We start from the raw sequence: 20,858 nt of genomic DNA on the forward strand, positions 1-20,858 counted from the left end.
ATGACAACAAATAATTTTAGTCATACCAGTGTATTACTGGATGAAGCAGTGAATGGGCTGAATATTAAGCCTTCAGGTATCTATATCGATGGAACATTTGGTCGTGGAGGTCACTCGCGTCTAATTTTATCGCAATTAGGGGAACAAGGACGATTGATTGCGATAGACAGAGATCCTCAAGCTATAGCAGTTGCGAATGAAATTGGTGATGCACGATTCTCTATTGTTCATGGGCCTTTTTCAAATATTGAACAGTATGTCAATGAGTTAGGTTTAGTTGGGAAGATTGATGGTGTTTTGCTGGATTTAGGCGTTTCTTCACCTCAGCTTGATGATCCTGAACGTGGTTTTTCTTTTATGCGAGATGGGCCACTTGATATGCGTATGGATCCCACTTCAGGACAATCTGCTGCGCAATGGCTAATGACAGCAGAAGAAGACGACATTACATGGGTATTAAAAACGTTTGGTGAAGAGCGTTTTGCTAAGCGTATCGCTCGTGCCATTGTTGCACGTAATAAAACAGAAGAGCCTTTGACTAGAACCAAGCAATTGGCTGATTTAATTAGCGATGCAAGCCCGGTAAAAGAGCGACATAAACACCCAGCAACACGAAGTTTTCAGGCAATTCGCATCTATATTAATAGTGAATTAGATGAAATTGAAAAAGCATTAAAAGGTGCGGTTTCTGTTTTAGCACCTGAAGGACGTTTGTCAGTAATTAGTTTTCATTCGTTAGAAGACAGATTGGTGAAGCGTTTTATTCGAGATGAGAGCAAGGGGCCTGTTGTCCCTGCGGGTATTCCTCTCACAGAAGCGCAGATAAAAGAGTTAGGAAGTGCTCGCTTATCAAGTATTCACAAGATGAAACCGACAGGCGTAGAAGTTGAAGAAAATCCACGGGCACGAAGCTCTGTATTACGTGTAGCACAACGTATTGAGGAATAAATGTCTACCGAACGACATTCACTACCGAGAGTTATAGGGCAGGATTTACTGCGTCATGGCAAATTACCTGTATTTTTACTGATCGCTGTGATTATTTCTGCGATTTATGTTGTAACAACAGCACATAAAACACGTTTATTGACAGCAGAGAAAGAGCGTTTAGTGCTGGAGAAAAACGTATTGGAGATCGAATGGCGCAATCTCATTCTTGAAGAAAATGCGCTGGCAGATCATAGCCGAGTTGAACGTTTTTCCAGTGATAGCTTGGGGATGATCCATGTTGACCCAACAAAAGAGAACATCGTGGTGACTAAATAATAAGGCAAGTATGAAATTTTCACGTTCGGCAAAAGCGAAAGCAAAAACAAAGTCAAATGCCAAACTACGCAAGCCTGAAGAAAAAACAGGATTTGTGAGTTGGCGTTTTGCGTTGCTTTGCGGTGGTATTGGTATCGCTTTAGTCGCGCTATTAATCCGTGTTGCCTATTTACAGATTATTAATCCAGATCCCCTTATTCGTGAAGGGGATATGCGTTCTCTACGTGTGCAAAAAGTCCCAACAGCAAGAGGTATGATCAGCGATAGAATGGGCAGACCTCTTGCCGTTAGCGTACCTGTTTTCGCTATTTGGGCAGATCCTAAAGTTGTATTAGATGCTAATCCTGATATGACTGACTCTCGTTGGTTAGCACTTGCTGATGCATTGAAAATGCCGGTGAATCAAATCGAGCAAAAAATTGTCGCAACACCTTCTGCTCGTTTTATCTATTTAGCTCGACAAGTTAATCCTGAAATTAGTGATTATATTAGTAAGCTAAAAATCACTGGGATTAATATGCGCCAAGAGTCAAAACGCTATTATCCATCAGGTGAAGTAACCGCTCACATCATCGGTGTAACAAATATTGATGGTGATGGTATTGAAGGGGTTGAAAAAAGTTTTAACCAGTGGCTGACAGGTGCCCCTGGTGAGCGTGTTGTTCGTAAAGATGGTTTTAATCGTGTTATTGAAAATATCGCTCAAACAGACAGCCAAGCAGCTCATAATCTGATGTTAAGTATTGATGAACGTTTGCAATCTGTCGTTTATCGTGAATTAACTAATGCGGTTATTAAGAATAAAGCTGAATCAGGAACCGCTGTCTTAGTTGATGTAAATACCGGTGAAGTGCTGGCGATGGCTAACAGTCCGTCGTATAACCCAAATAATCTAACGGGTACACCTAAAGATGCGATGCGTAATCGTGCTATTACCGATATTTTTGAACCTGGTTCCACTGTAAAACCGATGGTTGTGATGAGTGCACTTCATAATCATATCATTCAAGAAAATAGTGTTATTAATACTGTTCCTTATCGTATTAGCGGACATCAAATCAAAGATGTAGGGCGATATAATGAGCTAACGATAACAGGAATATTACAAAAATCGAGTAACGTTGGTGTTTCACGACTAGCGTTAGCGATGCCTGCATCTGAACTTGTGGATGTTTATTCACGGTTTGGATTAGGCAAACCAACTAACTTGGGGCTAGTTGGTGAAAGTAGTGGCATATTTCCAATAAAAAAACAACGGTGGTCCGATCTTGAAAGGGCCACCTTCTCATTCGGATATGGGCTAATGGTAACACCGTTACAATTAGCGCGTGTCTATGCAACGATTGGTAGTTTTGGTATTTACCGTCCACTCTCTATTACTAAAGTTGACCCTCCTGTACCTGGAACGCGCGTATTTCCTGAGCCAGTAATGAAAACAGTCGTGCATATGATGGAAAGTGTTGCATTGCCTGGTGGGGGCGGTGTAAGTGCGGCTATTAAAGGGTATCGCATCGCGATTAAAACAGGTACAGCGAAAAAGGTAGGGCCAGACGGAAAATATATCAATCAATATATCTCTTATGCAGCGGGTGTTGCGCCTGCAAGTCGCCCTCGCTTTGCGTTGGTTGTGATAATCAATGAACCTAAAGCTGGTAAGTATTATGGGGGCGCAGTATCCGCACCGGTGTTTGGCTCAATCATGGGCGCAGTTTTACGCACAATGAACGTAGAACCTGATGCATTGACGCCAGACGATAAAAATGAATTTGTAATTAAAAAAGAAGAGGATACAAGTGGCCGATCCTAACTTAAGTGACCTATTAGGGGCACTCGGGATACAAGCACCATCATTGATGCTCAAAGACATGACACTCGATAGCCGAAAAGCGGCGAGTGGTGATCTTTTTATCGCCATTAAAGGTCATGAAACTGATGGTAGACGCTATATTCCTCAAGCAATTGCTCAAGGTGTTTCAGCAGTATTAGCGGAAGCACAAGATGTTGCAACGCATGGTGAAATCCGTGAAAGCCACGGTATTCCAATTATTTATATTGATAATCTTAATGCCAAGTTATCAAAGTTAGCGGGACATTTTTATCATCAACCCGCGGAAAAGCTGAAGCTGATAGGTGTTACTGGGACTAACGGAAAAACGACAACAACACAATTGTTAGCACAGTGGGCGCAAGGTTTAGGTGAAATAAGTGCTGTGATGGGAACCGTTGGTAACGGGCTTTTAGATCATGTTGTTCCTGCGATGAACACCACAGGCTCTGCAGTTGATATTCAATTAGAGTTACAGCAATTATTAAATCAAGGCGCGACATTGACAGCGATGGAAGTTTCTTCTCATGGTTTAGTTCAAGGTCGTGTCAGTGCGTTGCCTTTTGTGGCGAGTGTATTTACGAATTTAAGCCGTGATCATCTTGATTATCATGGTGATATGGCTAATTACGAAGAAGCAAAATGGTTACTCTTTTCCACTCATCATAGTGGTGAAAAAATTATTAATGCGGATGATGCCGTTGGTCAAAAATGGTTATCTCGTTTACCTGACGCTGTTGCTGTGACAATGGAGAACACCTTGCCACAAAACTGGCAAGGTCGTTTTGTTAAAACAACCCGTATTAATTATCATGATGCGGGCGCAACGATCCACTTTAGTTCTAGTTGGGGTGAAGGGATAATTGAAAGCCCACTTATGGGCGCTTTTAATGTCAGTAATCTTTTATGTGCTTTAGCGACATTATTGGCATTAGGATACCCATTAAATGCGGTGATAAATGCTTCATCTTCATTGACACCTGTTTGCGGTCGCATGGAAGTATTTAGCGCGAATAATCGCCCTACAGTTATTGTCGATTATGCCCATACTCCAGATGCTTTAGAGAAAGCACTTCAAGCTGCTCGTTTACACTGTACAGGCAAATTGTGGTGTGTATTTGGTTGTGGTGGAGATAGAGACAAAGGTAAGCGCCCACTAATGGGGGCTGTTGCAGAAGAGCTGGCTGACAAAGTTGTTATCACTGATGACAATCCACGTAGTGAAGAGCCACAAGCCATTATTCAAGATATTCTTTCGGGTTTAATGGACCCTGGTCGTGCGATAGCTATTGAAGGCCGAGCAGAAGCGGTCACTAACGTGATTATGCAAGCGGATACCAATGATATGATTTTAGTTGCAGGTAAAGGACATGAAGATTATCAGTTGGTTGGCTCACGTCGCCTTGATTATTCAGATAGATTAACCGTTGCTCGGTTATTGGGGGTGATAGCGTGATCCCTCTATCTTTAGGAAATATTGTACAAATTACCAAAGGTAAATTGAGCAATATCGCTCAAAACCAAGCAGACCAACTTATTATCAAATCGATTTCAACTGATAGCCGTAAAATTGATGAAGATTGTTTGTTTATTGCATTAGCTGGTGAGCGTTTTGATGCTCATGACTTTATTGCTGATGTAAAAGAAAAGGGATCTGTTGCGGTTTTAGTTAATCGTGAAATTGATGTTGATTGTCCGCAACTCATTGTAAAAGATACACATCTAGCAATGGGGGAGATTGCTGCACATATTCGTTCGCTTAGCCACGCCAAGATTGTTGCGCTGACGGGATCTTCCGGAAAAACGTCTGTTAAAGAGATGACCGCATCTATTTTGCGTCATTGCGGCGAAACCTTATATACCCATGGCAATTTAAATAATGATATTGGTGTGCCTTTAACACTTTTTCGTTTAACACCTGAACACCGTTTTGCGGTTATTGAATTAGGTGCAAACCATATTGGTGAAATTGCCTATACCGTAAATATGGTGAAACCAGATAGTGCGTTGGTAAATAACCTATTTTCTGCACATATCGAAGGTTTCGGCTCACTGGAAGGAATTGCTCAGGCAAAAGGTGAAATCTTTACGCATTTAAAAGAGCAAGGCACAGCCATTATTAATCTTGATAGTAATGACTTACCTCTGTGGGAACATCATTTAAATGCGCGCCAAACAAAATGGTCGTTCTCTTTATCTGCACAACGCAACGCAGATTTTTATCCTACCGAGATCGTAGTTAAGCAATTTATCACAAACTTCACCTTACACACACCGGAAGGTTGTGTTGAAGTCACGCTTCCGTTACCGGGGCGTCATAATATCGCGAATGCTTTGGCTGCAAGCGCACTTGCGTTATCTGCTGGGGCAACACTTGAAGATATTCGCCTTGGTTTATCGACATTAAAAGCAGTACCAGGAAGATTGTACCCTGTGGAGTTAACCACAGGGAAAATGGTGTTAGATGATACTTATAATGCGAATGATGGCTCGATGATTGCTGGCTTACAAGTTTTATCTCAATTGCCAGGATATAAGATTTTTGTTGCGGGAGATATGGCTGAGCTAGGTAAAGACTCAGAGAAATGTCACCGTGATGTGGGGCGTTTTGCTCACAATGCAGGGATTGATAGCGTCCTTACTGTTGGGGAGCACAGCCATTTCATTAGTGATGAAAATCAAGGTGGTCAGCATTTTGCATTTAAAGCCGACTTACTTGCTCAATTAATTCCATTATTACAGCAGCATGATGTTGTTTCAGTTTTAGTAAAAGGTTCACGAAGCTCCGCGATGGAAGATATCGTGAACGCATTAAAGGAGTGCTTTGAATGTTAGTTTGGCTAGCTGAATATTTGGTTAAATACCATACATTTTTTAATGTGTTTTCTTATCTGACATTCAGGGCAATTGTTGGTTTATTGACGGCATTAATTATTGCGTTGTGGATGGGGCCTCATCTCATCGCATGGTTACAAAAAATGCAAATTGGACAAGTGGTTCGTAGTGAAGGCCCTGAGTCGCATTTTAGCAAACGTGGTACACCAACAATGGGCGGGATTATGATCCTGTTCTCTATTTCCATCTCTACACTATTATGGGCAAGGTTAGATAACCCTTATGTTTGGTGTGTATTACTGGTTTTAATTGGCTATGGTGTGATTGGCTTTGTTGATGATTATCGCAAAGTTGTTCGTAAAGATACCAAAGGCTTAATCGCACGTTGGAAATATTTCTGGCAATCCGTATTAGCGCTTGTTGTTGCATTTAGTATGTATGCCATTGGCAAAGATACGCCAGCAACACAGCTGGTCGTGCCATTCTTTAAAGACGTCATGCCTCAATTGGGGATGCTTTATATCTTACTGGCTTATTTCGTCATTGTTGGGACCAGTAATGCAGTTAACTTAACCGATGGTTTAGATGGTTTAGCTATTATGCCAACAGTTTTTGTTGCCGCGGGTTTTGCATTAGTTGCATGGGCGACTGGTAACGTTAATTTTGCAAGCTATTTAAAAATTCCTTACTTGATGCATGCGGGTGAATTGGTGATTGTCTGTACTGCTATCGTCGGTGCGGGTTTAGGTTTCCTTTGGTTTAATACTTACCCAGCTCAAGTTTTTATGGGGGATGTAGGCTCTCTTGCATTAGGTGGCGCATTAGGAACGATTGCGGTGTTATTACGTCAAGAATTCCTATTAGTCATTATGGGTGGGGTGTTTGTTGTTGAAACACTTTCCGTAATTTTACAAGTTGGCTCATTTAAGTTGCGCGGTCAACGTATTTTCCGTATGGCCCCAATTCATCACCATTATGAATTAAAAGGCTGGCCTGAACCTCGTGTTATTGTCCGTTTCTGGATCATCTCACTGATGTTAGTGCTTATTGGTCTGGCGACATTAAAGGTACGTTAAGATGGCAAATTATCAGGGAAAAAAAGTGGTTGTTGTTGGGCTTGGAATAACAGGCCTTTCTTGCGTTGACTTTTTTATCCGCCAAGGTGTTACACCTAAGGTTATTGATACACGCCAAAAACCAGGAGGCTTAGATAAGCTTCCTGCTGACGTTGAATATCATACAGGTAGTTTTCATCAAGCATGGCTTAATGATGCCGATTTAATTATCTCAAGTCCGGGGATTGCACTTTCGACACCTGCGCTTGTTGAAGCAGCAAATCATGGCGTTGAAATTGTTGGTGATATCGAATTGTTTTGCCGTGAAGCCAAAGCACCTATTGTAGCGATTACTGGCTCTAATGGTAAAAGCACAGTGACAACACTGGTAGGAGAAATGGCGAGTGCGGATGGTATTCGCGTTGGAGTCGGTGGCAATATCGGTGTCCCAGCCCTGACCTTATTAACCGAGCCTCATGATTTATATGTATTAGAGTTATCGAGTTTTCAACTAGAAACGACTTATAGCTTAAAAGCAGCAGCTGCAACGGTATTAAATATTAGCGAAGATCATATGAATCGCTATCCGTTAGGATTAGAGCAATATCGTGAAGCAAAATTGCGTATCTACGATAACGCAAAAGCCTGTGTTTATAACGAAGATGATGCATTAACGTTACCTTTAGCGGGTAAAGATAATCGTTGTGTTAGTTTTGGTGTTGGGCAAGGTGATTATCAGCTTGATAATATAAATCGCATTTTAAAAGTGAAAGGTGAAAAAGTCCTTTCAACGGCTGAGATGTATCTTTCAGGACAGCATAATTATACCAATGCATTAGCGGCATTAGCACTTGCTGATGCCGTGGGTATTTCTCGTAAAGCGACAATCGAGGTACTGAAAACATATCACGGTCTTGCTCACCGTTTTCAATTAGTTTATTCACACCAAAATGTACGTTGGATAAATGACTCGAAAGCCACCAATGTAGGAAGTACAGAAGCGGCATTACGAGGACTTGAAGTTGAAGGTACATTACATCTTTTATTAGGTGGTGATGGGAAGTCGGCTGACTTCACTTCTTTATTGCCTTATATCAGTGGTGACAATATACGTCTGTACTGTTTTGGACAAGATGGACAAGCATTGGCAAATCTACGACCTGATGTCTCTTTATTAACAGTGACAATGGAAGAAGCCATGCGAGCCTTAGCGCCTACTGTGAAATCAGGTGATATGGTGTTGCTCTCTCCTGCATGTGCAAGCTTAGATCAGTTTAAATGTTTTGAGCAACGTGGTGATGAATTTGCACGTTTAGCAAGGGAGCTTGGCTGATGAGCATATTCGCAATGCGAAGATTAAAACAGTGGCTAGTGGGCAGTTATCAAACTGAGAATACAGCATTTGTGCCGTATGATCGCACCTTGCTCTGGTTTACTTTCGGATTAGCGGTTGTCGGCTTTGTTATGGTGACATCGGCTTCAATGCCTGTTGGTCAACGTCTCGCAGAAGATCCTTTCTTATTTGCTAAACGTGATGGCATCTATATCGTTGTCGCATTTTTTATTGCGTTAGTTACCATGCGTATCCCAATGGCAATTTGGCAACGTTATAGCAGCTTAATGTTGTTTGGTTCAATACTACTTTTATTGATGGTATTGGGGGTCGGGAGTTCAGTTAATGGTGCTTCACGTTGGATTGCTGTGGGGCCATTAAATTTCCAGCCAGCTGAATTATCAAAACTTGCACTGTTTTGCTATTTATCGAGCTATTTAGTCCGAAAAGTTGAAGAAGTTAGAAATAACTTTTGGGGTTTCTGTAAGCCGATGGGGGTGATGTTAGTACTGGCTGTTTTATTGTTATTACAACCAGATTTAGGAACCGTTGTGGTTTTATTCGTAACAACATTAGCGCTGTTATTTTTAGCCGGTGCTAAAATTTGGCAGTTCTTAGCTATTATCGGCTCAGGTATTGCTGCTGTTGTTATGTTGATTATTGTTGAACCTTACCGTGTTCGACGTATTACTTCTTTCTTAGAACCTTGGGAAGATCCATTTGGTAGTGGTTATCAGCTTACACAATCTTTAATGGCATTTGGTCGTGGTGATTTACTTGGACAAGGTTTAGGAAACTCAGTGCAAAAACTAGAGTATTTGCCTGAGGCGCATACCGACTTTATTTTCTCTATTCTTGCTGAAGAACTTGGTTATATCGGTGTGGTTTTAGTGCTTTTAATGGTATTCTTCATCGCTTTTCGCGCGATGCAAATTGGACGACGTGCGCTGCTCCTCGAACAACGTTTTTCAGGCTTTTTAGCTTGTTCTATTGGGATCTGGTTTACATTCCAATCATTGGTCAATGTAGGTGCAGCAGCAGGCATGTTGCCAACAAAGGGATTAACCCTTCCTCTTATTAGTTACGGTGGTTCGAGTTTAATTATTATGTCAACCGCCATCGTGATGTTATTACGAATTGATTATGAAACACGTCTAGCACGAGCTCAGGCGTTTGTAAGGAGCCCGAAATGAGCGAACGTAGACGCCGTTTAATGGTTATGGCTGGTGGTACTGGGGGGCATGTATTCCCGGGACTGGCTGTTGCTCATTATCTACAATCTCAAGGTTGGGAAATCCGATGGTTAGGAACCGCGGATAGAATGGAAGCCGATTTAGTCCCTAAACACGGTATAGAAATTGAATTTATTCGTATCTCAGGTTTACGTGGTAAAGGTATTAAAGCGTTAATCGCAGCACCTATTCGTATTATTAAAGCTATTTTTCAAGCACGTGCCATCATGAAGCGCTATCAACCCGATGCTGTGCTTGGTATGGGTGGGTACGTTTCAGGTCCCGGTGGTGTTGCGGCTTGGATGTGTGGGATACCTGTTATTTTACATGAACAAAATGGTATCGCTGGATTAACTAATCGCTGGCTATCGAAAATTGCGAAACGCGTATTACAGGCTTTTCCGGGAGCATTTCCTAATGCACCAGTGGTTGGAAACCCTGTTCGTGAAGATGTGTTGGCACTTGAAGCACCTTCAGTACGATTAAATAAGAGAACAGGGCCTGTTCGTGTATTGATTATTGGTGGTAGCCAAGGCGCTAGAATTTTAAATCACACCTTACCCATAGTTGCAGGTTTACTCGGTGAACATGTTACAATCTGGCATCAAGCAGGAAAAGGTGGCGAAAGTGATACAAAAACACGCTATCAGAACGAATTAGCAAAAAATTCAGTTAAATCTGAATATAAAGTTACTGAATTTATTGATGATATAGCGCAAGCTTACCAATGGGCTGATGTTGTTGTATGTCGTTCAGGCGCATTAACGGTTAGCGAAATTGCCGCAGCGGGATTACCCGCTATTTTTGTTCCTTTCCAGCACAAAGATAGACAGCAATATTGGAATGCACTGCCGCTAGAAAAAGCGGGTGCCGCTCGAATTATCGAACAGAATGATTTAACTCCAGAAGTCATTGCACAAACCCTGAAAAATTGGGATAGAGAAACCTTATTAGCGATGGCAGAAAAAGCAAAAAGTGTTGCGATTACGGATGCCACAGAGCGCGTAGCAAATGTAATAATCGAAGTGGCAAAAAAATAAACGTAACTTGTAACCATTAACTTAGAGTGAAGAAGTAAATAGTGAATACACAACAACTGGCAAAATTAAGATCGTTTGTGCCTGAAATGAGAAAAGTTAAGCATATTCACTTTATCGGCATCGGTGGTGCTGGTATGGGGGGAATTGCCGAAGTGTTGGCTAACGAAGGCTATGAAATCAGCGGTTCTGATTTAGCGCCAAACGTAGTCACACAACAGCTCGTTGCCTTAGGCGCGACAGTCTATTTCAATCATCGCCCTGAAAATATTCGTGGCGCAAGTGTTGTTGTGGTTTCGACAGCAATCAGTGCTGAAAACCCTGAGATTATTGCAGCAAGAGAAGCACGTATTCCTGTTATTCGTCGTGCTGAAATGTTGGCTGAATTAATGCGTTATCGTCATGGTGTAGCGATTGCCGGAACACATGGCAAAACTACAACAACGGCAATGATTTCAAATATTTATGCGCAAGCAGGTTTAGATCCTACTTTTGTTAATGGTGGGCTTGTTAAATCGGCTGGCACACATGCTCGCTTAGGTTGCAGTCGTTATTTAATTGCTGAAGCTGATGAAAGCGATGCATCATTTTTACATTTACAACCCATGGTTGCGGTCGTTACCAATATCGAAGCAGACCATATGGACACATATCACGGTAATTTTGACAATCTAAAAGAGACGTTTATTACCTTTTTGCACAATCTACCATTCTATGGCCGTGCAGTGATGTGTTTGGATGACGATGTTATTCGTTCAATTATTCCTAAAGTGGGTCGCTATATTACGACTTATGGCTTTAGTGAAGATGCGGATGTTCGTATTACGCATTATGAACAAAAAGGTGCTCAGGGCTTTTTCACGATTTCTCGTGAAGGTATGCCTGATTTACAAGTTGTATTAAATGCACCTGGTCGCCATAACGCTTTGAATGCGACAGCCGCAGTTGCAGTAGCGACAGAAGAAGGTATTGCTGACGAACATATTTTAGCCGCATTACTTAGCTTCCAAGGTACTGGACGTCGTTTCGACTTCTTAGGTAACTACGGGCTTGAGCATGTTAATGGTCAAGAAGGTGAAGTGATGCTGGTGGATGATTATGGTCATCATCCAACAGAAGTTGATGCAACGATTAAAGCAGCGAGAGCAGGATGGCCAGATAAACGTCTAGTGATGATTTTCCAACCTCATCGCTATACACGTACTCGTGATTTATATGAAGACTTTGCCACAGTTCTCAATCAGGTTGATATTTTATTATTAACAGATGTTTATTCTGCTGGAGAAGCGCCAATTGCTGGTGCCGATAGTCGCTCACTTTGTCGAACTATTCGCCAACGTGGGAAGCTCGATCCTATATGGGTTTCTGATGTGTCTAATATTTCGTCAATATTAGCGGGTGTATTAACAGATAATGATCTTGTTTTAGTTCAAGGTGCTGGAAATATTGGTAAAATAGCGCGTCGCTTAGCCGATACAAAATTACAGCCATCTTTCAGCGAGGATTAAGGCGGATGTTTGAGCAAGTGAACATCATTTATCGTGAAACAGTCAATAAAGTCACTGTAATGATGGCGTGTTATGAGAAAATTAACACGATATTAGCGAAAAAAATGATCGAGAATTCGCTTGCTCAAATCGGTGTTGAGAAGAAATTTCAGTTAAAAAGTAAGAAAAACGAAGAAAAATTCGCAATTTCTTCTTTTAAAGTAAATAATTCTCAACAGATTGAACAATTTAGTGATTTAATTATCAAACCTAAAAGTGTTCATAAAGTATATATATGTAGGAAAAACATTAATCGCTGGAATATCGGACAAAAGGATGGGCGATTCTCTTGTTTAAACGTTGCTCAGGAGTTAGTGGGTTAATATGTCACAAGCAGCGCTAAATATAAAAGAACACAAAGAGAAGCAACATTCTGACAGACCGAGTAATGGTACTTATTTATCAGGATTAATCTTTTTCTTATGTGTGATTGCCACCATCGTTTGGGGTGGGATACAAGTGGTTAATTGGATGAAAGACGCAGATCGCCTGCCAATTTCAAAACTTGTATTAACCGGTGAAAGGCATTACACAACGAATGATGATGTGCGCCAGGCCATTTTGTCTTTAGGACAGCCGGGCACATTTATGACACAGGATGTGAATATCATTCAGCAACAGATTGAACGTATGCCATGGATTAGGCTAGTCACTGTTCGTAAACAGTGGCCTGATGAACTTAAAATCCATCTGGTAGAATATGTTCCCTTTACCCGTTGGAATGATACTTACTTTCTTGATAAAGAAGGGCGCGTTTTCAGTCTGCCAACTCAGTTGGAAAACAAAGGAAGCTATCCTTTGTTATACGGCCCTCAAGGAAGTGAAAAAATGGTGTTATCAGGTTATGTGGCAATGAGAGATCAGCTTCTTGCAAGTAACCTGAATTTAAAAGCGGCGTCAATGTCTGCCCGTCAAGGATGGCAATTAGTTTTAGACAATGATGTTCGATTGGAGCTAGGACGTAAGGATAACGAAAAACGGATCGCTCGCTTTATTGAGTTGTATCCGATACTGCAACAACAAACAGATAAACGTGTTGATTACGTAGATCTGCGTTATGACAGCGGTGGTGCAGTCGGATGGGCTCCTTTATTACTTGAGAATGAATAAACAAGACGTGGCAGATGACACGATGACGGCGAAGGCAGAACAATAATGATCAAAGCGACGGACAGAAAATTAGTAGTTGGTCTTGAGATTGGTACGGCCAAAGTAGCCACCCTTGTCGGTGAGATCCTGCCTGATGGTGTAGTGAATATTATCGGGGTGGGAAGTTGTCCATCTCGGGGCATGGATAAAGGTGGCGTTAATGATCTCGAATCTGTCGTAAAATGTGTGCAACGGGCGGTAGATCAGGCTGAGTTGATGGCTGACTGTCAAATATCTTCAGTATATTTGGCGTTATCAGGCAAGCATATCAGTTGCCAAAATGAGATTGGTATGGTGCCAATTTCAGAAGAAGAAGTGACTCAAGATGATGTTGATAGTGTGGTTCATACCGCAAAATCCGTCAAAGTAAAAGATGAACACCGTGTTTTACACGTTATACCGCAAGAGTATGCCATTGATTATCAAGAAGGGATCAAAAACCCAGTTGGATTATCGGGCGTGCGTATGCAGGCTAAAGTTCATTTAATTACCTGCCATAACGATATGGCAAAGAATATTGTAAAAGCAGTTGAACGCTGTGGGTTAAAAGTGGATCAACTGATTTTCGCGGGACTCGCTTCAAGTTTCGCTGTATTAACAGAAGATGAACGTGAATTAGGTGTATGTGTTGTTGATATTGGTGGCGGTACAATGGATATCGCTATTTATACCGGTGGCGCATTAAGACATACCCGCGTTATTCCTTATGCAGGAAATGTTGTAACCAGTGATATCGCCTATGCGTTTGGCACTCCGCCAAATGATGCTGAAGCTATCAAAGTTCGCCATGGTTGTGCATTAGGATCTTTAGTTGGTAAAGATGAAAATGTTGAAGTTCCAAGCGTCGGAGGTAGACCACCAAGAAGTCTGCAACGACAAACTCTTGCTGAGGTGATTGAGCCTCGTTATACCGAACTGCTTAATCTTGTTAATGAAGAGATTTTAAAAGTTCAAGAACAGTTACGCCAGCAAGGGATTAAGCATCATTTAGCGGCAGGTATTGTGCTAACAGGTGGTGCTGCACAGATTGATGGACTTGTTGAATGTGCTCAACGTGTTTTTCACACACAAGTACGGATCGGTAAACCGTTAAATATTACCGGGCTAACAGATTATGCGCAGGACCCCTACTACTCAACAGCGGTTGGGCTTTTGCATTACGGTAAAGAGTCTCACTTTGGTGAGGAAACTGAAACCGAGAAACGCTCTGCTGTCAGTGGTTTATTTAAGAAACTCACTGGCTGGCTAAAAAGAGAGTTTTAATAATCAGACAAATTTTAAAAGAGGTCGTTTGAGCAAGCGGCCCTGAGAAGGCACAAAACGGAGAGAAATTATGTTTGAACCTATGGAATTAACCAACGATGCGGTGATCAAAGTCATCGGCGTTGGTGGCGGCGGCGGTAATGCGGTTGAGCACATGGTTCGTGAACGTATTGAAGGCGTAGATTTCTTTGCAGTCAATACGGATGCTCAAGCGCTACGTAAAACAGCGGTCGGACAGACTATCCAAATTGGTAATGCCATTACGAAAGGCTTAGGTGCAGGTGCAAATCCTGAAGTAGGCCGTAATGCTGCTGAGGAAGATCGCGAAGGATTACGTGCAGCACTTGAAGGTGCTGATATGGTCTTTATCGCAGCGGGTATGGGCGGTGGTACTGGTACTGGTGCTGCGCCTGTTGTCGCAGAAGTGGCGAAAGAATTAGGTATTTTGACTGTTGCTGTGGTGACTAAGCCTTTTAATTTTGAAGGCAAAAAACGCATGGCATTTGCTGAGCAAGGTATTACTGAGTTATCAAAACACGTTGACTCATTAATCACTATTCCAAATGACAAATTATTAAAAGTACTTGGTCGTGGAATTTCATTATTAGATGCGTTCGGCGCAGCTAATGATGTATTAAAAGGCGCCGTTCAAGGTATCGCTGAACTTATTACTCGCCCTGGTTTAATGAACGTTGACTTTGCTGACGTAAGAACTGTGATGTCTGAAATGGGTTATGCCATGATGGGCTCAGGTGCTGCGAAAGGCGAAGATCGTGCTGAAGAAGCCGCAGAGATGGCGATATCAAGTCCATTATTGGAAGATATCGACTTATCTGGCGCACGTGGTGTGTTAGTCAACATCACCGCAGGTTTTGATTTACGTCTTGATGAATTTGAAACAGTGGGTAATACCATTCGTGCATTTGCATCAGATAATGCGACTGTGGTTATTGGTACATCTCTTGACCCAGAAATGAATGATGAATTGCGTGTAACTGTTGTTGCAACAGGTATTGGCATGGACAAACGTCCAGAAATTACCCTAGTAACTAATAAACAGAATCAGCAAAGCGCAATGGAGAATCGTTACCAGCAAATGCAAAACAGCATGTCTTCTTTCTCTTCCGTAGAAGAAAGTAAGCCTGCTGCAAAAGCCGTTAACGAACAATCTACTCAGTCAAACAAAGAACCGGATTATTTAGATATCCCTGCGTTCTTGAGAAAACAGGCTGATTAATCGCCAAAAAGATTGGCATCTCCGCTTTTTGTGCTAAACTGTCCTGCCAATTATAAGTATAATGATTGGTAGGACGGATAACATTGCGAGATAAAATGATGATCAAACAACGGACATTAAAACGAATTGTACAAGCAACTGGTGTGGGACTTCACACGGGTAAAAAAGTTACGCTTACAATGCGTCCGGCGCCAGCAAACACTGGGGTCATCTACCGTCGTACTGACTTAAATCCACCGGTGGATTTTCCAGCAGACGCAAAATCAGTTCGTGACACTATGTTATGTACTTGCTTAGTTAACGAAGACGATGTGCGTATATCAACCGTTGAGCATTTAAACGCAGCACTGGCTGGTTTAGGCATTGATAATATTGTAATTGAAGTGAATGCACCTGAAATCCCAATTATGGATGGAAGTGCGGCACCTTTTGTTTTCTTGTTACTTGATGCAGGTATCGAAGAACTTCGTACAGCGAAGAAATTCATTCGAATCAAAGAAACCGTACGTGTAGAAGATGGTGATAAATGGGCAGAGATGCGCCCATACAATGGGTTTAAATTAGATTTTACTATCGATTTTAATCACCCTGCCATTGATTCAAGTACACAGCGTTATAAACTAGATTTCTCCGCTGAATCTTTTATGAGCCAAATTAGCCGTGCTCGTACTTTTGGATTTATGCGTGATATCGAATATCTGCAATCTAAAGGATTGTGTTTAGGCGGAAGCTTCGATTGCGCAATCGTAGTTGATGACTATCGTGTTCTCAACGATGATGGCCTGCGTTTTGAAGATGAGTTCGTTCGTCACAAAATGTTGGATGCAATCGGTGATTTATTTATGTGTGGCTATAACATTATCGGTGAATTCACCGCGTTTAAATCAGGTCACGCACTAAACAATAAATTGCTCCAAGCTGTATTAGCAAAAGAATCTGCATGGGAATTTGTCACATTTGAAGACGAAGCGCAAATGCCAGTAGCCTTCAAAGCTCCCTCAATGGTCTTTGCTTAATTCCTGTGAAGGAAAGTACGTTAATTATCTCTAATTAACGTTCATCTTTGGCTGTACTTGTACTCTCTCCGGCAAGTGCAGCCAACCGTTCTAATTTCTCTCTTAATTTCTTCGGGCTTTTTTCTGCCAAATACTTTAATGACTGTGCGCTTTCTAAACTTAAGTGACGTCTCTTTATCGGTGCTTGCTCTTTTAATGATGATATTAAAGATCTTTTTTCCTGTTTTATTCCTAAAGAGGGATTTATTTTGATGTCTATTGAGGATAAGGATGGTAAAATTTCTTGTCTCAATGCAGAAAGTAATGATGGGGTTTCATAACGTAAGCGAGTTAACCAACTTGCGTTTGCAACTTCAATAATTAAAATAGCGTTGCGATAATTTGCGACACGGCACTTATCTCGTAAAGGAATGGGTAAAAGAGCCATGACGGCGCGATTTAATTTTAGTAAAATTGTTGCGCGCTGTTGTATAAGTTGTAATGTACTCTTGTTGGAACCTTCAAGTTCAATGAAGATTTTTTCCAATGATTGTGGGTAACTATCCCGCATAGATTTTGACTCCACAAAATAAAAATTAATGAGCAACGAAGGTTAATGAGCATTATAAGTTTTTGGCGACAGTTTGGCAGGCGATATTTTTGGTCGCATCTGCTTTTAGGGATGGTAGCAGCAGGTATTGGAATACCTTCGCTGTTGTCTGCTCATGCCGAGAATCCACAGCAAACTGATACCCCTTCATCTCAAAACCGTCAAAGTCAGGCACTTATTGCGTTTGATAACTTATTCTTACGTCAAAGTGTACAGAATCCTGCTTCATCCTTCACCTTTAATTACTGGCAACAACACGCAGTAAAAAATGTGATTAAACAGCTCTCTTTTGCATTCACCATTAATTCACCAGAATTGATGGTTAAAGTAAAAGATGAACCGTTACCTGTTTCTAATGTTGCAGCGGTTATGCTTGATACGCTGTATGCCTTATTAACAGAGACTCCATCATCTGCATTAAGCAACCTTCCTCTTTCTGGCTATGTTTTAGTACAGAATACAAATTCTTATCATACCGGATTATGGCTTGCACAAATCCGCGGTATTCGTGCAGGGCCTTACCTAACAGCTTAATTGGGTCACTTAATCTAATAAGATTATGATTATCTCTGTTTATCGATACAGAGGCTTTTTTCGGCGTTTCACGCCATAAATGAGAATAAAGATTTATGTTAGGTAAAATTGTAACCAAAATTTTTGGTAGTCGTAATGATCGTACAATCCGTCGTATGCGAAAAGTTGTTAATGAAATTAATAAACTAGAGCCAGAGTTTGAAAAACTGACAGACGTTGAGCTAAAAGCGAAAACAAATGAATTTCGTGAGCGTTTAAAAAACGGTGAAAAAGAAGAAGATATTTTACCAGAAGCGTTTGCGACTGTTCGTGAAGCAAGTAAACGTGTCTTTGGTATGCGCCACTTCGATGTGCAGTTAATTGGTGGTATGGTTCTAAATGAGCGTTGTATTGCTGAAATGCGCACAGGTGAAGGTAAAACATTAACGGCAACATTACCTGCATACTTAAATGCGCTATCAGGTAAAGGGGTTCACGTTGTTACTGTCAATGACTATCTTGCACAACGTGATGCCGAAAATAACCGTCCTCTGTTTGAATTCTTAGGTTTAAGCGTTGGTATCAACTTGCCAAATATGGCGCCACCAGTAAAACGCGAAGCTTATAATGCTGATATCACTTATGGTACGAACAATGAATTCGGTTTCGACTATCTACGTGACAACATGGCATTTAGTCCTCAAGAGCGTGTTCAACGTAAATTACACTACGCATTAGTGGATGAGGTTGACTCAATCTTAATCGACGAAGCACGTACACCTCTGATTATTTCAGGCCCAGCAGAAGATAGCTCTGAGCTTTATATCCAAATGAACAAAGTGATCCCTCATTTGGTTTCTCAAGAAAAAGAAGATTCAGATACTTTCCAAGGCGAAGGTGATTACTCTGTTGATGAAAAAACACGTCAAGTGAATATCACAGAACGCGGTCTGGTTAAAATTGAAGGGTTATTAGCCGATGCTGGCATGATGAAAGAAGGCGAGTCTTTATACTCACCAGCTAATATTATGCTCATGCATCATGTGACAGCGGCATTGCGTGCTCATGCTCTATTTACTAAAGATGTTGACTACATCGTTAAAGATGGCGAAGTGATCATTGTTGACGAACATACTGGTCGTACAATGCAAGGCCGTCGCTGGTCCGATGGTTTACACCAAGCCGTTGAAGCAAAAGAAGGTGTGAAGATCCAAAATGAGAACCAGACATTAGCGTCAATCACATTCCAAAACTATTTCCGTTTATACGAAAAATTAGCAGGGATGACGGGTACTGCGGATACTGAAGCGTTTGAATTTAACTCTATCTATCGCTTAGAAACCATTGTTATCCCAACTAATCGTCCAATGGTGCGTAAAGATCTCCCTGACTTAGTTTATATGAATGAGCAAGGTAAATTTGCGGCCATTATTGAAGATATTCGTGAGCGTACCAAGAATGGCCAACCTGTACTTGTTGGTACTATCTCAATTGAAAAATCAGAAGAGATTTCTAAAGCGCTGACTAAAGCGAATGTTCACCATAACGTGCTGAATGCGAAATTCCACGCAATGGAAGCGGATATTATTGCTAACGCAGGTTTACCTTCAGCGGTAACTATTGCAACTAACATGGCGGGTCGTGGTACTGATATCGTGTTAGGGGGGAGTTGGCAAACTGAAGTGGCTAAACTTGAAGAGCCAACGGAAGAGCAAATCGAAGAAATCAAAGCTAAATGGAAAGAGCGCCATGATGCAGTATTAGCATCAGGTGGTTTACATATTATTGGTACTGAGCGTCATGAATCTCGTCGTATTGATAACCAGTTACGTGGTCGTGCGGGTCGTCAAGGGGATGAAGGTTCTTCTCGTTTCTATTTGTCTATGGAAGACTCTTTAATGCGTATTTTTGCTTCAGACAAAGTGTCTGGCATGATGCGTAAATTAGGCATGAATGAGACCGAAGCGATTGAGCACCCTTGGGTAACTAAAGCAATAGCAAACGCACAGCGTAAAGTAGAAAACCGCAACTTTGATATTCGTAAGCAACTGCTTGAATATGATGATGTAGCGAATGATCAGCGTCGTGCAATCTATACTCAGCGTAATGAATTACTGGATGTGGCAGATGTAAGCGAAACTATCGATAGCATTCGTCAAGACGTCTTCACTTCAATGATTGATAACTATATTCCACCTCAATCACTGGAAGAAATGTGGGATATTGAAGGTTTAACGGCATGTCTACAAAAAGACTTTGATTTAAATCTTCCAATCAAAGAGTGGTTAGATAAAGAGCCTGAATTACACGAAGAAACATTACGTGAGCGTATTTTAGAAAAATCTATCGAAGTTTATAAAGCGAAAGAAGAAATCGTTAGTGCTGAAATGATGCGTAACTTTGAAAAAGGCGTGATGTTACAAACGCTAGATTCACTGTGGAAAGAGCACTTAGCAGCAATGGATTATTTGCGTCAAGGTATCCATTTACGTGGTTATGCACAAAAAGATCCAAAACAAGAGTACAAACGTGAATCGTTCGCGATGTTTGCTAATATGTTAGAATCACTGAAATATGAAGTGATCAGCACACTAAGCAAAGTACAAGTTCGTTTACCTGAAGAAGTTGAAGAGTTAGAACGTCGTCGTCGTGAAGAAGCTGAGCGTTTAGCTAAACAGCAACAATTAAGCCATGAAGTGACAAAAGAGTCTCAAATGTCAGCAGTTGATGGTCAAGTGGCTGCAGGTAAAAAAGTGGGTCGTAATGAACCATGCCCTTGTGGATCAGGTAAGAAATTTAAACATTGTCATGGTCAGTTAGGTTAATTTATTTATCCTGATAACAAGTGTGTAATGCACGGATTAAAAAAGATCCACTCAGTCATCAGTGGGTCTTTTTTGTTATTTACAGATCGTATTCTGTTTTTTATTTTGAATTGATCTATAAAACCCGCTTATTGTA

Annotated in this window: 18 protein-coding genes; 17 read left to right on the forward strand and 1 reads right to left on the reverse strand. The window is 41.3% G+C overall.

What is annotated here, in order from left to right; all coding sequences use genetic code 11:
* From rsmH to lpxC, 15 genes are all read left to right on the forward strand, one after another.
* Window positions 1-948: a 16S rRNA (cytosine(1402)-N(4))-methyltransferase RsmH gene (gene rsmH / locus GWI59_RS12150; protein ID WP_161671294.1), complete on the forward strand. Its 948-nt coding sequence runs from the start codon at window positions 1-3 to the stop codon at window positions 946-948.
* Entirely contained in the window at window positions 949-1,266 is a 318-nt protein-coding gene (gene ftsL / locus GWI59_RS12155) for a cell division protein FtsL (protein WP_006533761.1), read from the forward strand. It abuts the gene before it with no gap.
* 10 nt (window positions 1,267-1,276) lie between these two features.
* Window positions 1,277-3,073: a peptidoglycan glycosyltransferase FtsI gene (gene ftsI, locus GWI59_RS12160; protein ID WP_072063385.1), complete on the forward strand. Its 1,797-nt coding sequence runs from the start codon at window positions 1,277-1,279 to the stop codon at window positions 3,071-3,073.
* Complete coding sequence (gene murE / locus GWI59_RS12165) at window positions 3,060-4,547, forward strand: UDP-N-acetylmuramoyl-L-alanyl-D-glutamate--2,6-diaminopimelate ligase (protein WP_115065526.1); 1,488 nt, start codon at window positions 3,060-3,062, stop codon at window positions 4,545-4,547. Before ftsI ends, murE begins: the two co-directional genes overlap by 14 nt.
* Complete coding sequence (gene murF / locus GWI59_RS12170; protein WP_161724764.1) at window positions 4,544-5,926, forward strand: UDP-N-acetylmuramoyl-tripeptide--D-alanyl-D-alanine ligase; 1,383 nt, start codon at window positions 4,544-4,546, stop codon at window positions 5,924-5,926. The genes murE and murF overlap by 4 nt, the downstream gene beginning before the upstream one ends.
* Entirely contained in the window at window positions 5,920-7,002 is a 1,083-nt protein-coding gene (mraY, locus tag GWI59_RS12175; protein ID WP_023581493.1) for a phospho-N-acetylmuramoyl-pentapeptide-transferase, read from the forward strand. The genes murF and mraY overlap by 7 nt, the downstream gene beginning before the upstream one ends.
* A 1-nt stretch (window position 7,003) precedes the next feature.
* A complete protein-coding gene (murD, locus tag GWI59_RS12180; RefSeq protein ID WP_006533755.1) occupies window positions 7,004-8,314 on the forward strand; it encodes a UDP-N-acetylmuramoyl-L-alanine--D-glutamate ligase in 1,311 nt (436 codons plus the stop codon).
* Window positions 8,314-9,507 carry a cell division protein FtsW gene (gene ftsW / locus GWI59_RS12185; RefSeq protein ID WP_072063381.1) on the forward strand — a complete coding sequence of 398 codons (1,194 nt, stop codon included), beginning with the start codon at window positions 8,314-8,316 and terminating at the stop codon, window positions 9,505-9,507. The genes murD and ftsW overlap by 1 nt, the downstream gene beginning before the upstream one ends.
* Entirely contained in the window at window positions 9,504-10,586 is a 1,083-nt protein-coding gene (gene murG / locus GWI59_RS12190; protein WP_072063380.1) for an undecaprenyldiphospho-muramoylpentapeptide beta-N-acetylglucosaminyltransferase, read from the forward strand. The genes ftsW and murG overlap by 4 nt, the downstream gene beginning before the upstream one ends.
* 41 nt (window positions 10,587-10,627) lie before the next feature.
* Window positions 10,628-12,091 (forward strand): UDP-N-acetylmuramate--L-alanine ligase, encoded by a 1,464-nt coding sequence (murC, locus tag GWI59_RS12195; RefSeq protein WP_006533751.1) that lies wholly within the window; start codon window positions 10,628-10,630, stop codon window positions 12,089-12,091.
* Window positions 12,092-12,096: 5 nt separating this feature from the next.
* On the forward strand, window positions 12,097-12,453 hold the full coding sequence (locus tag GWI59_RS12200; protein WP_006533750.1) for a hypothetical protein: 357 nt from the start codon (window positions 12,097-12,099) through the stop codon (window positions 12,451-12,453).
* A 1-nt stretch (window position 12,454) separates the two neighbouring features.
* Complete coding sequence (gene ftsQ / locus GWI59_RS12205) at window positions 12,455-13,240, forward strand: cell division protein FtsQ (protein ID WP_006533749.1); 786 nt, start codon at window positions 12,455-12,457, stop codon at window positions 13,238-13,240.
* Window positions 13,241-13,285: 45 nt separating this feature from the next.
* Entirely contained in the window at window positions 13,286-14,542 is a 1,257-nt protein-coding gene (ftsA, locus tag GWI59_RS12210; RefSeq protein WP_006533748.1) for a cell division protein FtsA, read from the forward strand.
* Between the two features lie 70 nt (window positions 14,543-14,612).
* Window positions 14,613-15,779, forward strand: coding sequence for a cell division protein FtsZ (gene ftsZ, locus GWI59_RS12215; protein ID WP_072063378.1), 1,167 nt, complete (start codon window positions 14,613-14,615; stop codon window positions 15,777-15,779).
* A 98-nt stretch (window positions 15,780-15,877) separates the two neighbouring features.
* A complete protein-coding gene (gene lpxC, locus GWI59_RS12220) occupies window positions 15,878-16,795 on the forward strand; it encodes a UDP-3-O-acyl-N-acetylglucosamine deacetylase (RefSeq protein WP_072063495.1) in 918 nt (305 codons plus the stop codon).
* 34 nt (window positions 16,796-16,829) lie between these two features.
* On the opposite strand, the gene GWI59_RS12225 is transcribed toward lpxC, so the two are convergent.
* Entirely contained in the window at window positions 16,830-17,345 is a 516-nt protein-coding gene (locus GWI59_RS12225) for a DUF721 domain-containing protein (RefSeq protein WP_161724771.1), read from the reverse strand.
* A gap of 45 nt (window positions 17,346-17,390) precedes the next feature.
* Between GWI59_RS12225 and secM the strand changes: the two genes are divergently transcribed.
* Together secM and secA are read left to right on the forward strand one after the other, a co-directional pair.
* Window positions 17,391-17,918 carry a secA translation cis-regulator SecM gene (gene secM, locus GWI59_RS12230; RefSeq protein ID WP_006533743.1) on the forward strand — a complete coding sequence of 176 codons (528 nt, stop codon included), beginning with the start codon at window positions 17,391-17,393 and terminating at the stop codon, window positions 17,916-17,918.
* A gap of 95 nt (window positions 17,919-18,013) precedes the next feature.
* A complete protein-coding gene (gene secA / locus GWI59_RS12235) occupies window positions 18,014-20,722 on the forward strand; it encodes a preprotein translocase subunit SecA (RefSeq protein ID WP_072063376.1) in 2,709 nt (902 codons plus the stop codon).
* The last annotated feature ends 136 nt before the right edge of the window (window positions 20,723-20,858 follow it).

Source organism: Proteus sp. G2673, from assembly GCF_009915125.1.
GTDB classification, from domain to species: domain Bacteria; phylum Pseudomonadota; class Gammaproteobacteria; order Enterobacterales; family Enterobacteriaceae; genus Proteus; species Proteus penneri.

Coding starts and splice junctions, on each gene's coding strand:
- ftsI (WP_072063385.1), top strand. CDS start 1,277: ATGAAATTTTCACGTTCGGCAAAAGCGAAAGCAAAAACAAAGTCAAAT.
- ftsZ (WP_072063378.1), top strand. CDS start 14,613: ATGTTTGAACCTATGGAATTAACCAACGATGCGGTGATCAAAGTCATC.
- murG (WP_072063380.1), top strand. CDS start 9,504: ATGAGCGAACGTAGACGCCGTTTAATGGTTATGGCTGGTGGTACTGGG.
- GWI59_RS12225 (WP_161724771.1), bottom strand. CDS start 17,345: ATGCGGGATAGTTACCCACAATCATTGGAAAAAATCTTCATTGAACTT.
- rsmH (WP_161671294.1), top strand. CDS start 1: ATGACAACAAATAATTTTAGTCATACCAGTGTATTACTGGATGAAGCA.
- ftsQ (WP_006533749.1), top strand. CDS start 12,455: ATGTCACAAGCAGCGCTAAATATAAAAGAACACAAAGAGAAGCAACAT.
- ftsW (WP_072063381.1), top strand. CDS start 8,314: ATGAGCATATTCGCAATGCGAAGATTAAAACAGTGGCTAGTGGGCAGT.
- mraY (WP_023581493.1), top strand. CDS start 5,920: ATGTTAGTTTGGCTAGCTGAATATTTGGTTAAATACCATACATTTTTT.
- murD (WP_006533755.1), top strand. CDS start 7,004: ATGGCAAATTATCAGGGAAAAAAAGTGGTTGTTGTTGGGCTTGGAATA.
- lpxC (WP_072063495.1), top strand. CDS start 15,878: ATGATCAAACAACGGACATTAAAACGAATTGTACAAGCAACTGGTGTG.
- secM (WP_006533743.1), top strand. CDS start 17,391: ATGAGCATTATAAGTTTTTGGCGACAGTTTGGCAGGCGATATTTTTGG.
- ftsL (WP_006533761.1), top strand. CDS start 949: ATGTCTACCGAACGACATTCACTACCGAGAGTTATAGGGCAGGATTTA.
- secA (WP_072063376.1), top strand. CDS start 18,014: ATGTTAGGTAAAATTGTAACCAAAATTTTTGGTAGTCGTAATGATCGT.
- ftsA (WP_006533748.1), top strand. CDS start 13,286: ATGATCAAAGCGACGGACAGAAAATTAGTAGTTGGTCTTGAGATTGGT.
- GWI59_RS12200 (WP_006533750.1), top strand. CDS start 12,097: ATGTTTGAGCAAGTGAACATCATTTATCGTGAAACAGTCAATAAAGTC.